The organism is Mesorhizobium sp. P2_B5, assembly GCF_056404775.1.
The window spans coordinates 536,187-550,319 of sequence record NZ_JBFUDJ010000002.1 but is presented as its reverse complement, the minus strand read 5'-3'; the positions used below and the strand labels follow the sequence as shown (position 1 = coordinate 550,319).

The following is a 14,133-nucleotide window of genomic DNA, read 5'->3' as shown; positions in this document are numbered from 1 at the left end:
CATAAATTGCCGCGCGAGACTCCTCCAGAACGCAGGAAAAGCCATGACCGCGCCACGCCCGTCGAAAACCCATATCGGCAACCACAAGCTCCATCCGGAGACGCTGATGCTGAGCTACGGCTACGATCCGCAGCTGTCGGAGGGCGCGGTCAAGCCGCCGGTGTTTTTGACCTCGACCTTCGTGTTCAAGTCGGCGGAAGAGGGGCGCGACTTCTTCGACTATACCTCCGGCCGCAAGGAACCGCCGAGCGGCACGGCGTCGGGCCTGGTCTATTCGCGCTTCAACCATCCCAACTCAGAGATCGTCGAGGACCGGCTGGCGATCTATGAGGGAACGGATGCCTGCATCCTGTTTTCATCAGGGATGTCGGCGATCGCGACGACGCTGCTCGCCTATGCCCGTCCGGGCGATGTCATCCTGCACTCGCAGCCGCTTTACGGCGGCACCGAGACGCTTTTGACGCGCACGCTGTCCGGCTTCGGCATCGGCGCTGTCGGCTTCGCCGATGGCGTCGACGAGAAGGCGGTGCGGGCGGCTGCAGACGCGGCAGTTGCGAAGGGCCGTGTGTCGGTCATCCTGATTGAGACGCCGTCCAACCCAACCAACAGCCTGGTCGACATCGCGCTGACCCGGAAGATCGCCGACGAAATTGGCTCCAAGCAAGGAACAACGCCGATCATCGTCTGCGACAACACGCTGCTCGGCCCGGTGTTCCAGCGGCCCATCGAACACGGCGCCGATGTCTCGGTCTATTCACTGACCAAATATGTCGGCGGCCATTCCGACCTGATCGCCGGTGCGGCCATGGGCAGCAAGGCGGTGACCAAGCCGATCAAGGCGCTGCGCGGCGCCATCGGCACGCAGCTCGACCCGCATTCCTGCTGGATGCTCGGCCGCTCGCTGGAGACGCTGTCGATCCGCATGGAGCGGGCCAACGACAATGCGCGGCTGGTTGCTGAATTCCTGCGCGATCATGCCAAGGTCGAGAAGGTGCATTATCTGCCGTTCCTCGGCGAGGATACGGCCGCGGGCCGCGCCTACAAGGCGCAGTGCAGCGGCGCCGGCTCGACCTTCTCGTTCGATATCAAAGGCGGAGAGAAGGCGGCCTTCGCCTTTCTCAACGGATTGCAGATATTCAAGCTGGCGGTGAGCCTCGGTGGCACTGAATCGCTTGCCAGCCACCCGGCGGCGATGACGCATTCCGGCATTCCCTTCGACGTGCGCCAGCGCATCGGCGTGCTGGAGACCACGGTCAGGCTGTCGATCGGCGTCGAGCACCCGGACGATTTGATCGCCGACCTGACGCAAGCGCTGGCCGGCGTCTGACGGCAGCTCTTCTGGAACTGGAAAGGGGGCGAGCGATCGCTCCCTTTTTTGTTTCCCAGTCACAAAACCGTGTGTCGGGAAACATTGCGCCGCCCAGCCGTTTCGGTTGACGCATGCGCGCGCCGCGGGAGCCGCGACGCATGCGACATGTAATCGGAGGTTCTTCATGCGCACTCAATCCATCCTGCCAGTGCTTTCGGCGCTGGCCATTTCGACCGCTTTCCTGTTCGCGTCGCCGGCCATGGCGGAGGTGGTGAAGTACAAGGCGACGCTCGACGGCAGCCAGCAGAGCCCGCCCGTCGCCACCAAGGGCAAAGGCACCGCTACCTTGACGTTCGACACCACCAAGAAGAAGCTCAGCTGGAACGTCAAATATTCCGGCCTCAGCGGACCGGCGACCGCCGCGCACATTCACGGCCCGGCGGCGATGGGTGCGAATGCCGCTCCCGTCATCCCGTTCAAAGGCAAGCTCAAGAGCCCGATCAAGGGCTCGGCCGAATTGACCGATGCGCAGGCCGCTGACCTGGCTGCCGGCAACTATTACGTCAATGTCCACACTGCCGCGAACAAGGATGGCGAGATCCGCGGGCAGATCGAGGCGGCGAAGTAGCGCAAGCCGCTTCGACAAAAGGGGCGGGCGACCGCCTCTTTTTTTGGACTACGCCTTGTCGCGGATCTGCGTCATCGTCCGGGTCGGCGTGATCGCCTCGGGATCGAGCCTGATTTCGACGATTGCCGGCTTGCCGCTGGCCCGCGCGCGCTCGAAGGCGGGAGCGAAATCGGCCGTCTTCTCGACCGTCTCGCCATGGCCGCCATAGGCGCGGGCGAGAGCGGCGAAGTCAGGGTTCTTTAGGTCGGTGGCGACGACGCGGCCCGGATAGTCACGTTCCTGGTGCATGCGGATGGTGCCGTAGATGCCGTTGTTGACGACAATGACGATGATCGGCAGGTCATACTGGACAGCGGTGGCGAATTCCTGCCCGTTCATCAGGAAGCAGCCGTCGCCGGCAAAGGCGATCACGGTGCGGTCCGGATGAAGTGCCTTGGCGGCGACCGCAGCCGGCGTGCCGTAGCCCATCGAACCGGAGGTGGGCGCGCCTTGCGTGGCGAAGCGGCGGAAGCGGTGGAAGCGATGTACCCAGGTGGCGTAATTGCCGGCGCCGTTGGTCAGAATGGCGTCGTCGGGCAGCACCTTTTCCAGGTAGGTCATGATCGGTCCCATCTGGACCGGGCCAGGGCCGCTTTCAGGCGGCGTCGACCAGTCGAGATAGGCGGCATGCGCCTTCGCTGTCTCATCCGCCCAGGACGGCGTGCCAGCCGGCTTGCGCTTGGCAAAAGCTTCGACGAAAGCCAAGGGCGAAGCGTTGATCGCCAGCGTCGGTCGGTAGACGCGGCCGAGCTCGCCGGCATCGGCGTGGACATGGACCAGCGTCTGGTCGGGGTAGGGGCTCTTCAGCAGCGTATAGTCCGAGGACGGCATCTCGCCCATGCGGCCGCCGATCAGCAGCACCAGATCGGCCTGCTTGATCGCCGTTGCCAGCTTCGGATTGATGCCAATGCCGACATCGCCGGCATAGTTCGGGTGGAGATGATCGAACAGCATCTGGCGGCGGAAGGAACAACCGACCGGCAGCGACCAGGCCTCGGCAATGGTGCGCATGCGTGCCACCGCTTCCTCGTTCCAGCGCGTGCCGCCGAGGATGACGAAAGGACGCTTGGCCTTGCCAAGCTGCTTCTCCAGTGCAGCGAGCTCGGTCTCGCCCGGCCGCGTTTCGACCGGTGTGTGCGGCAAGGCTGCGGGCGCTTCGACCAGACTGGTCAGCATGTCCTCGGGCAACGAGATCACGACAGGACCGGGGCGGCCTGAGGTTGCCACAGCGAAGGCGCGGGTGACGAATTCCGGGATGCGCGCGGCATCGTCGATCTCGACGACCCATTTGGCGATGTCGCCGAAGAACCTCTTGTAGTCGACTTCCTGGAAAGCCTCGCGCTCCTTGGCGTGGCTGGCGACCTGGCCGATGAACAGGATCACGGGGATCGAATCCTGCATGGCGATGTGAATGCCGGCCGAGGCGTTGGTGGCGCCGGGGCCGCGGGTGACGAAGCAGATGCCGGGCTTGCCGGTCAGCCGCCCCTGGCAGTCGGCCATCATGGCAGCGCCGCCTTCCTGGCGGCAGACAATGGTGCGGATCGGTGAGTCATGCAACGCGTCGAGCACCGCAAGATAGGATTCGCCCGGCACGCAAAAGATGCGATCGGTGCCGTTGGCCTCGAGTGCGTCGACAATCAGTTGTCCGCCGGTCTTCATCGTCCAGATTTCTCCAGTTCGGCAAGGATTTCGTCAGTGTGTTCGCCAAGGCGCGGCGAGGGGCGTTCATAGACCAGCGGCGTGCCGGACATCACCATCGGCGCGCGCACCGAAGGCAAACGGTTGCCATGGCCATCGTCGAGGTCGAGGCGCATGCCGCGTGCAATGGTCTGCGGATCGGCGAACATCTGGCCGATATTGTTGATCGGGCTCGCCGGCACGCTTGCCGCTTCGAGTTTCGCCAGCAGCGGGTCGCGATCCCAGTTCTTCAGCGTCTCGATCATGTGCTCGCGCAATTTCACCCGGTTGGCGACGCGGGCCGGGTTGGTGGCGAAATCGGGATCCGCTGCGAGATGGTCGAGCCCGACGGCGGCGCAGAATTTGCCGAACTGGCCGTCATTGCCGACTGCCAGGATGATGTGGCCGTCCCTGACCGGCACCACCTCATAGGGGGCGATGTTCATATGCGCATTGCCCATCTGCACCGGCGACTTGCCGGAGACGAGATAGTTGAGGTTCTGGTTGCCGAGTGCGGAGATCTGGGTGTCGAACAGCGCCATGTCGATGTGCTGGCCTTCGCCGGTCTTTTCGGCATGGCGAAGCGCTGCCTGGATGGCGATCACCGAATAGAGGCCGGTGAAGATATCGGAAATGGCGACGCCGGCCTTTTGCGGCTCGCGCCCAGCCTCGCCGGTGATCGACATCATGCCGGCCATGGCCTGGATGATGAAATCATAGCCGGCGCGTGGCGCGTAAGGGCCGTCCTGGCCGAAGCCGGTGATCGAGCAATAGACGAGTCGGGGATTGATTGCTTTAAGGCTATCAAAATCGAGCCCGTATTTCTTGAGCCCGCCGAGCTTGAAGTTCTCGATCAGCACATCCGAGGTAGCGACCAGCCGGCGGATCGTTTCAGCACCCTCAGGCGTCGAGAAGTCGATGGCGATGGAGCGCTTGCCGCGATTGCAGGAATGGTAATAGGCGGCCGACAGGTTCTCGCCGTCATGGCTCATGACGAAGGGCGGCCCCCATTTGCGGGTGTCGTCGCCGCCATCGGGGCTCTCGACCTTGATGACATCGGCGCCGAGATCGGCCAGCAACTGCCCGGCCCATGGCCCGGCCAGGATGCGGGCCAGTTCGACGACGCGGACGCCTTTCAGTGGAGGTTCAGCCATAAATCACCAGAGCGGGTCGGAACCGCAGCCTCTATCAATCCGGGATGCCGCTGTCACGAGCCTTGCGCTGGGCCAGCGATATCAGCGTTTCAGCACGCTGTCGGCCCAGGCGGCAAAATCGTCCATGACGATGTCGCGGTTCACTTCGTTCAGGCTTTCGTGGCGGGTGTCGGCGTAAACCTTTGAAAGCAGATTCGAAAAGCCCATCGCGCGCATGCGTTTGGCGAGATGATCGATGCCCTTGCCATAGTCGGAAGCCGGATCTTTTTCGCCGCCGACGATGCTGACCGGGAGGTCGCGTCTTATGCCGGCAAAGCCGGAATCCTTGCCGCCGTTCTGCGCCATCTGGACGACATCGCGCCACATCGAGATCGAGGCATCCCAGCCGCAGAGCGGATCGGCGACGTATTTGGCCACTTCCGCCTCGTCGCGCGACAGCCAGTCGAACAGAGTCTTGTGGTTGGGCACCGCCTTGCCCCAGGCCTGGAAGGTCAGCCTCGGCAAGATACGCGAGGGGACGTCGGAGCCCAGCCTGAAGCGCTCATAAGCCAGGATGGCGAGCGCAAGCTGACCAAGCAGGCCTTGCGAGAAATTGCCGTTCCAGATCGCGGCGGCGTGCACGCGTGGCGAGTGTGCCAACAGGTAGTTCAACGCCACCGACGCGCCCATCGAATGGCCGAACAGGATGACCGGCACGCCGGGCTGCTCCTTTGCGATCAAGTCGTGAACGGCGTCGACATCGGCGACCACCTTGGCCGAGCCGTCGGTGCCGGCAAACCTGCCGAGCGGCGCATCGGGCGCCTTGGTCGCGCCGTGACCGCGGTGGTCGTGGACGTAGACATGAAAGCCGCGCGGCGCGAGGTAATCGGCAAAGCGGGCATAGCGCGCGGCGTGCTCGGCCAGGCCATGATTGATCTGGGCGACGGCGCGTGGAGGGCCGCTGGCGTGCTTCACATAAAGGTTGAGCGTGGCCCCGGTCGGTGAGGCCAGCGTCGTCTGCCTGTCAAATGCCATGTCTCGCTCCCTCAGCGACTGTTGGGCGACGGCGCGACCGACGTCAAGGGGAGGTCGGGAAGCGTCAGCCGCACCTTATGGAGATTGTTTTTTGCGGCGGACGAAAGAAATCGTAATTCTGACATGTCGTACGTTTCTAGCTTGCGGCATGAAACGCTAGGAGTTCTGGAATGCGGATATCGGCGATATGGGCTGCGGTGTTGGTGGCGCTGGCCAGCGCAGGCATGGCGCGAGCCGACGTCAAGATGAGCGGCTCTTTCGTCGCAGACGCTGCCTGTCCGGCAACGCAGGCGATCAAGAGCGGCAAGAACCCGGGTAATGTCTCGACGACTGCCGGGCAAAGCTACGATCTCCTGGCCGGCAACAAGGATGCGCCGACGCATTATCTCATCCGTGTGCCGGGCGCCGATCCGGAACGCCGCTGGGTCAAGATCAGCTGTGGCCATGTTTCCGGCGGTAGTGCGTCGACCCAGCCGACCGTGCCCGCCGATCAGGGCAAGCCTGCGGCTTCGGGAAAGCCCGAATATGTCTTTGCGCTGAGCTGGCAACCGGCCTTCTGCGAAACCAAGTCGAGCAAGCCCGAATGCCAGGCGCAGACAGCCGGCGGTTTCGACGCGTCGCATTTCACGCTGCACGGGCTGTGGCCGCAGCCGAATGGCAACTTCTATTGCCAGGTGCCGGCGAGCGACAAGGCCAATGATAATCCGGCCCATTGGGCAGACCTGCCGCCGGTCGATCTCGATGCCAACACGCGCGCCGAGCTCGACCAGGTGATGCCGGGGACTGCCTCCAAGCTTGAACGGCATGAATGGATCAAGCATGGCACATGCTACGGCAAGAGCCAGCAGGAGTATTTTGCCGAGGCGTTGAACCTGATGCGGGCGGTGAATGCCTCGCCGGTGCGTGAGCTCTTCACCAAGAATGTCGGCAAGCAGCTGACCTCGGACCAGATCCGCAGCGCCTTCGACAGCGCCTTCGGTGCCGGGGCCGGGGCGCGGGTGCGTGTCTCCTGCCTGGTCGATCCGTCAAGCGGCAGGCGGCTGATCGGCGAGCTGACGCTCGGCCTGACCGGCCCGATCGGCCCGGACAGTTCGCTGGGCAATCTGATGCTGGCCTCTGCGCCGACGACCAAGGCCGGCTGCCCGAAGGGCTCGGTCGATGCGGCCGGGTTCCAGTAGGATATCCGCCTGTCGCTTGGCAGTGACGCGGTGATATGGTCTGACGCATTTCATGCGACGGGGGTTGCGATGAGTGGCATGACTTCAGGCGCGCTGGCGCGGCTGGCCTTCTGGGCCAGGGGAATGATCGCAATCCAGGACGGCCGCATGGAATGGCCGGGCTTTTCCTATACGGACGCCGAATGGGCTCGGATGCGTGACCATGACGCTGAAGCAGACCACAGCTTCGGCAAGGAGCAGGAAACTGTTCAGCACTGCCGTCGGTCCGATCTCTCTTTCTCGAAATCGCGGAAAGCCAGCGATCGATCCTGTTTTGATCTGAAGGGTTAACCGGAGATTTCAGCGCGCTCTGCGACCGGCGGGAAACTTAACGTGCGGTGTACACCTGGCTTGAAATGGCAAAAGCGATTGCCGTTCGGCCCGGCATCGCCTACATAGCGCCCAACCTCCATTCAATCCGACATTTTCGGTCAACTGTCAGGGAAAGCGCGCGTGGCACGCCAGTTCATCTATCACATGGCCGGCCTCAACAAGGCCTATGGCACCAAGAAGGTGCTCGAAAACATTCATCTGTCCTTCTACCCGGACGCCAAGATCGGCATTCTCGGCCCCAACGGCGCCGGCAAGTCGACGATCCTCAAGATCATGGCCGGCATCGACAAGGAGTGGAACGGCGAAGCGTGGCTCGCCGAAGGCGCCACCGTCGGCTACCTGGCGCAGGAGCCGGCGCTCGACCCGAACAAGACGGTGTTCGAGAACATCATGGAAGGCGTCGCAGCCAAGACCGCCATCATCGAACGTTACAACGAACTGATGATGAACTACTCCGACGAGACGGCGGACGAGTCCGCCAAGCTCCAGGACGAGATGGACCGGCTGAACCTGTGGGATCTCGAACAGCAGGTCGAGATGGCGATGGAAGCGCTTGGCTGCCCGCCCAAGGAGGCCGACGTCACCAAGCTTTCGGGTGGCGAGCGCCGCCGCGTCGCGCTCTGCCAACTCCTGCTGCGCCAGCCCGACCTTCTGCTGCTCGACGAACCGACCAACCATCTCGACGCCGAAACCACGGCGTGGCTGGAAAAGCATCTGCGCGCCTATCCGGGTGCTGTGATGATCATCACCCACGATCGCTACTTCCTCGACAATGTCACCGGATGGATCCTCGAGCTCGATCGCGGCCGCGGCATTCCCTATGAGGGCAACTACACCAAATACCTCGAAGCCAAGGCCAAGCGCCTCAAGCAGGAAGGCCGCGAGGACGACGCTCGCCAGCGCGCCATCGGCCGCGAGCGCGAGTGGATCCAGTCGAGCCCCAAGGCCCGCCAGACCAAGTCCAAGGCGCGTATCCAGGCCTTCCAGGATCTCTTGGATGCAGCCGACAAGCGGCGTCCGACAGATACGCAGATCGTCATCCCGCATGGCGAACGGCTCGGCAATGTGGTGATCGAGGTCGACGGCCTGTCAAAGGGGTTCGGCGACACGCTCTTGATCGAAGGGCTGGAGTTCAAGCTGCCGCCGGGCGGCATTGTCGGCGTCATCGGCCCCAACGGCGCCGGCAAGACGACTTTGTTCCGCATGATCACCGGCCAGGAAAAGCCGGACGCCGGCACGGTCCGCGTCGGCGAGACGGTCAAGCTCGGCTATGTCGACCAGAGCCGCGACGCGCTCGATCCGTCAAAGACCGTCTGGGAAGAAATCTCGGGCGGCGCCGAAGTGGTAAAGCTCGGCAAGTTCGAGGCCAACACGCGCGCCTATTGCGCGTCGTTCAACTTCCGTGGCGGCGACCAGCAGCAGAAGGTCGGCAACCTGTCCGGCGGCCAGCGCAACCGCGTGCATCTGGCAAAAATGCTGAAGACCGGCGGCAATGTGCTGCTGCTCGACGAACCGACCAACGATCTTGACACGGAAACGTTGGCCGCGCTCGAGGACGCGCTGGAAAACTTCGGCGGCTGCGCCGTCATCATCTCGCACGATCGTATGTTCCTCGACCGTCTGGCGACGCACATCCTCGCCTTCGAGGGCGACAGCCATGTCGAATGGTTCGAGGGCAATTTCGAGGACTACGAGCAGGACAAGATCCGCCGGCTCGGGCCCGAAGCCGTCAACCCGCACCGCATGACCTACAAGAGGCTGACGCGGTAAGGGAACAACCGGGGCGGCGAATTCTCAAGACGATATGAGGAGCTCAAATGGCTGATTGGTCCGCCGCCCAATATCTGAAATTCGAGGATGAGCGCACGCGGCCGGCGCGCGATCTTGTCGCGCAAGTGCCGGTCGATTTCCCGCGCCGGGTGGTCGACATTGGCTGCGGGCCGGGCAATTCGACCGAGCTGCTGGTCGAGCGTTGGCCGGATGCGCAGATCAGCGGTTTCGACACCTCTCCTGACATGATCGAAAAGGCGAGGGCGCGCCTGTCCAGCGTCAATTTCGACCTTGCGGACGCCTCGACATGGCAGCCGGCCGAGTCGGTCAACGTCATCTTTGCCAATGCGGTGTTCCAGTGGCTGCCCACCCATCCGGCTGTCTTCCAGCGGCTGATGGGCTTTCTAGCGCCCGGCGGCGCGCTCGCCGTCCAGATGCCCGACAATCTGCTTGAGCCCTCGCATCAGCTGATGCGCGAGACCGCGGCCGAAATGCCGTTCACTGCCAAGATGGCGGGTGCGGCGCGCGGGCCGTTGCCGCCGGTGTCATTCTACTATGATCTCTTGTCGCCGCTCTCCGACCGGGTGGATATCTGGCATACGGCCTACAATCATCCGCTGGCCGACGCCGAAGCGATCGTCGAATGGGTGAAGTCGACCGGGTTGAAGCCCTTTCTCGATCCGCTGGACGCCGACGAGCGCAAAGTGTTTCTTGAGAGCTACACGGCGAAGATCGCCAAGGCCTACCCGAAGACGGCGAACGGCAAGGTGTTGCTGCGCTTCCCGCGCATCTTCATCGTCGCCAAGCTGGCGGGTTAGCGCTCTGGTGAATGCCGGCCAATGTCCTCGGCTTAAGCCGGCGTAAACCGGCCGGGTGAGAAAAGTGTTGCGTCGCGCCTCTTCGTCGCCCACATGAGGACGACAACGCCTGCGCATGAACGGACTGGATATGCATCGCGTCATCATCAGCGGCATCGGCGTTGAAATCCCTGAAGGCAAGATCACCAATGAAGAACTGGTCGCCAGCTTCAATGCTTGGGTCGACATGGAGAACGCGCGCCGCCAAGGCACTGATGAGCCGCTGCTGCAGAAATCCGACAGCGCCTTCATTGTCCACGCCTCGGGCGTCCAGACCCGCCATGTCATCGAGCGTGAAGGCATTCTCGATCCGACCCGGATGGCGCCGCGCATCCCGGCCCGGCCCGACGATGCGCTTTCGCTGCAGGCCGAGTTCGGCGTCGCCTCGGCAAAAAAAGCACTCGACCATGCAGGGTTGAAACCGTCCGATATCGACCTGGTGATCTGCTCGGCCTCGCACCAGCAGCGGCCCTATCCGGCGATCGCCATCGAAATGCAGGAGGCGCTGGGCACCAACGGCGCCGGGTTCGACATGGGCCTCGGCTGTTCGTCGGCCGCGGCCGCCTTGCACATCGCGGTCAATCTGGTGCGGACGGGGGCGCACAAACGCGTCCTGGTGGTCACGCCGGAGATCATCACCGGCCATCTCAATTTTCGCGACCGGCAGACGCATTTCATCTTCGGCGACGCGTCGGTGGCGATGGTGGTCGAAGGGCTGGCCAAGGGCGAGAAACGGCCGGGACGCTTCGAAGTGCTGGACACGCGCACCTGGACGCAGATGTCGAACAACATCCGCACCAATCTGGGCTACCACACCCGCACTGCCCAGGACGATCCTTACATGATCAGCCTCGAAGGCAATTTGATCAAACAGGTCGGCAACAAGGTGTTCAAGGAAGTCACCGTCGCCGGCCACAAATTCATCGTCGAATTCCTCGCCGAGCACGGGCTGACGCCGCAAGCCGTCCGGCGCTTCTGGCTGCATCAGGCCAATGCGCGGATGAACGCCATGATCCTGAAGCTGGCTTTCGGCCATGAGGTCGACCATGACCGCGCGCCGATGGTGCTGGAGCGGCTCGGCAACACCGCCGGCGCCGGCGCCATCATTGCGCTTTCGGAAAACCACGCCGACATGAAGCCCGGCGATTTCGGCGTGCTGTGCGCCTTCGGCGCCGGCTACTCGATTGGTGGCGCGCTGCTCAGAATGCTGTAGTCAGGATGGGGTGAACGGCACCAGCATCGGCACCCGGCGGGCATAGTCGTCATAGGCGCTGCCCAGTTCGCCGCGCAAAAAACGCTCCTCAAGCTTAGCCTTGACGACGATGCCAACGGTGAGAAAGACCGCGCCGGCGATGCCCCAGACCGTGCCCTTGGCCGCCATGGTGGCCAGGATTGCCAAGAGCAGTCCAGTGTAGATCGGATGGCGGACCAGCCCGTAGGGGCCGGTGTCGATGACACGGTGTTGGGCCTTCGCCGTGACCGAAGCCGACCAGAGGCGGCCGAGATGCAGCCGCGCCCACCAGGTGAACAACAGGCCAACGGCAATGATCCCGACGCAGATCCACGCTTCGGCAAGGGTCGGAAACCAGAACCGCAGCCGGCCGGAATAGCCATGCGCGGGAATGAACAGCAGCACCGCGCCGATCATCCACAAAGCGCGATAGCGAAACTCCGCCTGGATGCCGGCGCGCTTTTGCACGGGGTCGGACCAAAAGGCGGCTAGAAACCAGGACACGACCCAGATCAGCCAGAGCAATGCGATCGCCGTACCGGGACGCATGGGAGACCTCCACCGACTGTCTCACAATGAAGCCGGCGCAGCACGGCGGCAATGCGGCGCAATACGGGACCGGTGCCGCTTTCAGGTAAGACGATCGTGATCCACGCTCATTCACCCGAGAACATCCACTGCACGCCAAATGCGTCTACCAGCATGCCGAAGCTGGTTCCCCAATATTGCCGTGCCAGCGGTACAGTGATCCGGCCGCCCGAGGCCATGCGGTCGAAAAGCTCCCGCATTTTGGCCTGGTCGTCGAACTTCAGCATCAAAGCGGAGCCTTTCATCGGCTCCGCATCGTCATTGTCCGAGGCATGAAACAGCACGCCCGGACCTTCGAAGCGCGCATGCAGCACCTTTCCCCGCATGGCTTCGGTTGGCACCGGCATGCCGTTGTCGCCCCAGCGCAGCAGGACCGTTCCCCGGCCAAGCCCACACTGTTCGTAGAAGGCCAGCGCCGGTTCGCAATTGGTGGTGAAGAACAGCGAAGGGGAGAGCCGCATCGGGTTGTTCCTGGTCGTTGCGCTTGCCATGTCAATGCGCGGCGGCGGTTGCGGCTGCGATCAGCGCGTCGCCGGTAAACTGCCTGTCGCCGATGCCCCAGCCACCGTCGGGCGCATTGACGATGTTGATCCAGGTGTTTTCGGGCTTGTGACCGGGGATGCAAAGCTCGGCAACGATGCTGGCGGCAGCGGTGATGAAAGCGCTGCGGGCTTCAAGCGAGCCGAGGCCAATGTTGGGCAATTTCAACTCGACCATGACGACAGGCCGATTGGCACCGCCGGCAAAGATGTGGTGCGGCGGCAGGATGTGGACAGTACCGCCGACGATCGCGGTGAAGAACGCATTGCCGTTGGCGCCGGACGCTTCGATCAGGGCGGCGCTGAGACGCGGCAGGATCTCGCGCTCTCCGGCCGGGGTCAGTACGCCTTGCGGTGCGGTTACGGTGATGGGCATTTTTCTATCCTCTCCTGGAGATCGCATGGACTGCAGTTGCTTCTTGCCATGTTTCGTATCGATTGTTACGTTATGGAGGGAGAACGAGTCAACAGGTTTCGTAACGATCGCTATGGATGATTTGGAAAAGCCGCGTGGCGGCCGGCCGCGTGCCTTCGACCCCGACCGGGCACTGGATGCGGCGATGCATCTGTTCTGGGAGCATGGCTACGAGGCGACGTCGCTCACCATGCTGCGCGAGGCGATGGGGCTGACGCCGCCGCAGATCTACAATGCCTTCACCGACAAGGAGACTTTGTTCCGCAAGGCGCTTGAGCGCTACCACCAGACAGAGATCGGCTTTGCGCTGGAGGCGCTGAGCGCACCGGTGTCGACGGGGGAGGCCATCCGGCGGTTGCTGCTCGGGGCAGCGGAGGCCTATTCCAAGCCCGGCAAGCCCGGTGGCTGCCTGTTCGTCAGCGGTGCGTTGGCGACTTCGCCGCAGGCGCAAGCCATTGCCGATGAACTCAAGACGTATCGCAAGGCGAGCGAAGCGGCGATCGCTGGACGGCTGGCGGAGGGCAAGACAAAAGGTGACTTGCCGGAAGGAATTTCCGTTGAGGGCTTCGCCAAATACCTGGCCGGGACCATGAACGGCATGTCGATCCAGGCGCGGGACGGCGCTTCGGTCGAAGAGCTGCGGGCTTTGGCCGAAACCGCTCTTGCGGCCTTGCCGCTCGGGAGGCAAAACCAAGGGCATGATTCAGAGACAGGACACCACGCTGGACCTTTTCCCCGAAGCTGAGAAGCCGGTCGAAATCATCCCGGCCAGGAAGCTGGCCGCCAAGGTGGCGGCACTCTACGTCGCGCCATCAGATCATTTTCAGACGCGCCCGGTGGAAGCATTGCAGCTTGGCTTCGACGGAATATCAGGCGACTTCCACGCTGGCGCCACGCGTTGCTCCGGCGGGCGCGAGCCATGGTATCCACGCGGCACCGAAATGCGCAACGAGCGACAGTTGTCGATCGTGGCGGCGGACGAACTGGCCATCGTTGCCGGACGGATGGGGCTAGCCGAGATCAAGCCGGAATGGATAGGCGCCAATCTGCTAATCGAGGGCGTTCCGCATCTCTCGATGTTGCCTTCAGGCACGCTGCTGTTCTTCAAAGGCGGGGTAACGATCAAGGTCGATGCGCAGAATGGGCCTTGCCGCCTTGCCGGGCGTTCGGTCGCCGAAAATGCGGGGATGGCCGATCACGAGACGGGCGCGCTGGCCTTCCCGAAGGCGGCGAAGCGGTTGCGCGGCCTGGTTGCCTGGGTCGAGAAACCGGGCAGCATCACGGTCGGCGAAGAGATCTCGGTGCGCGTGCCGGAGCAGTGGATTTATCGACCGTAGCTCTACGATGCGAGAGCCGGCTGCG

General features: G+C 63.3%; 15 protein-coding genes. 9 read left to right on the top strand and 6 right to left on the bottom strand.

Going from position 1 to position 14,133, the window contains the following annotated elements:
* Positions 1-43 precede the first annotated feature (43 nt).
* The gene (locus AC1D1N_RS09195) at positions 44-1,327 is read left to right on the top strand and encodes a cystathionine gamma-synthase family protein (RefSeq protein ID WP_477348044.1); all 1,284 of its coding nucleotides are present in this window, start codon (positions 44-46) and stop codon (positions 1,325-1,327) included.
* Between the two features lie 166 nt (positions 1,328-1,493).
* A complete protein-coding gene (locus tag AC1D1N_RS09190; protein WP_477348042.1) occupies positions 1,494-1,937 on the top strand; it encodes a CHRD domain-containing protein in 444 nt (147 codons plus the stop codon).
* Between the two features lie 48 nt (positions 1,938-1,985).
* On the opposite strand, the gene AC1D1N_RS09185 is transcribed toward AC1D1N_RS09190, so the two are convergent.
* From AC1D1N_RS09185 to AC1D1N_RS09175, 3 genes are all read right to left on the bottom strand, one after another.
* Positions 1,986-3,635: a thiamine pyrophosphate-binding protein gene (locus AC1D1N_RS09185; protein ID WP_477348041.1), complete on the bottom strand. Its 1,650-nt coding sequence runs from the start codon at positions 3,633-3,635 to the stop codon at positions 1,986-1,988.
* Positions 3,632-4,807, bottom strand: coding sequence for a CaiB/BaiF CoA transferase family protein (locus tag AC1D1N_RS09180; protein ID WP_477348039.1), 1,176 nt, complete (start codon positions 4,805-4,807; stop codon positions 3,632-3,634). Before AC1D1N_RS09180 ends, AC1D1N_RS09185 begins: the two co-directional genes overlap by 4 nt.
* A gap of 81 nt (positions 4,808-4,888) precedes the next feature.
* Positions 4,889-5,821 carry an alpha/beta fold hydrolase gene (locus AC1D1N_RS09175; protein ID WP_477348037.1) on the bottom strand — a complete coding sequence of 311 codons (933 nt, stop codon included), beginning with the start codon at positions 5,819-5,821 and terminating at the stop codon, positions 4,889-4,891.
* Between the two features lie 170 nt (positions 5,822-5,991).
* Here AC1D1N_RS09175 and AC1D1N_RS09170 point away from each other — a divergent pair, with 170 nt between their 5' ends.
* The 5 genes from AC1D1N_RS09170 (at position 5,992) to AC1D1N_RS09150 (ending at position 11,211) form a co-directional block, all read left to right on the top strand.
* On the top strand, positions 5,992-6,999 hold the full coding sequence (locus AC1D1N_RS09170; RefSeq protein ID WP_477348035.1) for a ribonuclease T2 family protein: 1,008 nt from the start codon (positions 5,992-5,994) through the stop codon (positions 6,997-6,999).
* Positions 7,000-7,077: 78 nt separating this feature from the next.
* Positions 7,078-7,329: a hypothetical protein gene (locus AC1D1N_RS09165; protein ID WP_477348033.1), complete on the top strand. Its 252-nt coding sequence runs from the start codon at positions 7,078-7,080 to the stop codon at positions 7,327-7,329.
* Positions 7,330-7,491: 162 nt separating this feature from the next.
* On the top strand, positions 7,492-9,141 hold the full coding sequence (gene ettA, locus AC1D1N_RS09160) for an energy-dependent translational throttle protein EttA (RefSeq protein WP_112560345.1): 1,650 nt from the start codon (positions 7,492-7,494) through the stop codon (positions 9,139-9,141).
* A gap of 47 nt (positions 9,142-9,188) precedes the next feature.
* Positions 9,189-9,959 (top strand): trans-aconitate 2-methyltransferase, encoded by a 771-nt coding sequence (tam, locus tag AC1D1N_RS09155; RefSeq protein ID WP_477348031.1) that lies wholly within the window; start codon positions 9,189-9,191, stop codon positions 9,957-9,959.
* Between the two features lie 130 nt (positions 9,960-10,089).
* A complete protein-coding gene (locus AC1D1N_RS09150) occupies positions 10,090-11,211 on the top strand; it encodes a beta-ketoacyl-ACP synthase III (protein WP_436262023.1) in 1,122 nt (373 codons plus the stop codon).
* Here AC1D1N_RS09150 and AC1D1N_RS09145 read toward each other — a convergent pair whose 3' ends face one another.
* The 3 genes from AC1D1N_RS09145 to AC1D1N_RS09135 all read right to left on the bottom strand — a co-directional run bounded on the left by AC1D1N_RS09145 (position 11,212) and on the right by AC1D1N_RS09135 (position 12,732).
* Positions 11,212-11,778, bottom strand: a complete 567-nt coding sequence (locus AC1D1N_RS09145) for a methyltransferase family protein (protein WP_477348029.1) — start codon at positions 11,776-11,778, stop codon at positions 11,212-11,214.
* Between the two features lie 107 nt (positions 11,779-11,885).
* Positions 11,886-12,278 (bottom strand): VOC family protein, encoded by a 393-nt coding sequence (locus AC1D1N_RS09140; RefSeq protein WP_477348027.1) that lies wholly within the window; start codon positions 12,276-12,278, stop codon positions 11,886-11,888.
* 31 nt (positions 12,279-12,309) lie between these two features.
* Entirely contained in the window at positions 12,310-12,732 is a 423-nt protein-coding gene (locus AC1D1N_RS09135; RefSeq protein WP_477348025.1) for a hypothetical protein, read from the bottom strand.
* On the opposite strand from AC1D1N_RS09135, the gene AC1D1N_RS09130 reads away from it, so the two are divergent.
* Positions 12,725-13,516: a TetR/AcrR family transcriptional regulator gene (locus AC1D1N_RS09130; protein WP_477348023.1), complete on the top strand. Its 792-nt coding sequence runs from the start codon at positions 12,725-12,727 to the stop codon at positions 13,514-13,516. The two genes, AC1D1N_RS09135 and AC1D1N_RS09130, sit on opposite strands and share 8 nt — an antisense overlap.
* Positions 13,470-14,108: an MOSC domain-containing protein gene (locus AC1D1N_RS09125; protein WP_436260649.1), complete on the top strand. Its 639-nt coding sequence runs from the start codon at positions 13,470-13,472 to the stop codon at positions 14,106-14,108. The genes AC1D1N_RS09130 and AC1D1N_RS09125 overlap by 47 nt, the downstream gene beginning before the upstream one ends.
* Positions 14,109-14,133: the final 25 nt, after the last annotated feature.

Coding starts and splice junctions, on each gene's coding strand:
- AC1D1N_RS09175 (WP_477348037.1), bottom strand. CDS start 5,821: ATGGCATTTGACAGGCAGACGACGCTGGCCTCACCGACCGGGGCCACG.
- AC1D1N_RS09140 (WP_477348027.1), bottom strand. CDS start 12,278: ATGCGGCTCTCCCCTTCGCTGTTCTTCACCACCAATTGCGAACCGGCG.
- AC1D1N_RS09170 (WP_477348035.1), top strand. CDS start 5,992: ATGCGGATATCGGCGATATGGGCTGCGGTGTTGGTGGCGCTGGCCAGC.
- AC1D1N_RS09150 (WP_436262023.1), top strand. CDS start 10,090: ATGCATCGCGTCATCATCAGCGGCATCGGCGTTGAAATCCCTGAAGGC.
- AC1D1N_RS09190 (WP_477348042.1), top strand. CDS start 1,494: ATGCGCACTCAATCCATCCTGCCAGTGCTTTCGGCGCTGGCCATTTCG.
- tam (WP_477348031.1), top strand. CDS start 9,189: ATGGCTGATTGGTCCGCCGCCCAATATCTGAAATTCGAGGATGAGCGC.
- AC1D1N_RS09185 (WP_477348041.1), bottom strand. CDS start 3,635: ATGAAGACCGGCGGACAACTGATTGTCGACGCACTCGAGGCCAACGGC.
- AC1D1N_RS09130 (WP_477348023.1), top strand. CDS start 12,725: ATGGGCATTTTTCTATCCTCTCCTGGAGATCGCATGGACTGCAGTTGC.
- AC1D1N_RS09180 (WP_477348039.1), bottom strand. CDS start 4,807: ATGGCTGAACCTCCACTGAAAGGCGTCCGCGTCGTCGAACTGGCCCGC.
- AC1D1N_RS09165 (WP_477348033.1), top strand. CDS start 7,078: ATGACTTCAGGCGCGCTGGCGCGGCTGGCCTTCTGGGCCAGGGGAATG.
- AC1D1N_RS09195 (WP_477348044.1), top strand. CDS start 44: ATGACCGCGCCACGCCCGTCGAAAACCCATATCGGCAACCACAAGCTC.
- AC1D1N_RS09145 (WP_477348029.1), bottom strand. CDS start 11,778: ATGCGTCCCGGTACGGCGATCGCATTGCTCTGGCTGATCTGGGTCGTG.
- AC1D1N_RS09125 (WP_436260649.1), top strand. CDS start 13,470: ATGATTCAGAGACAGGACACCACGCTGGACCTTTTCCCCGAAGCTGAG.
- AC1D1N_RS09135 (WP_477348025.1), bottom strand. CDS start 12,732: ATGCCCATCACCGTAACCGCACCGCAAGGCGTACTGACCCCGGCCGGA.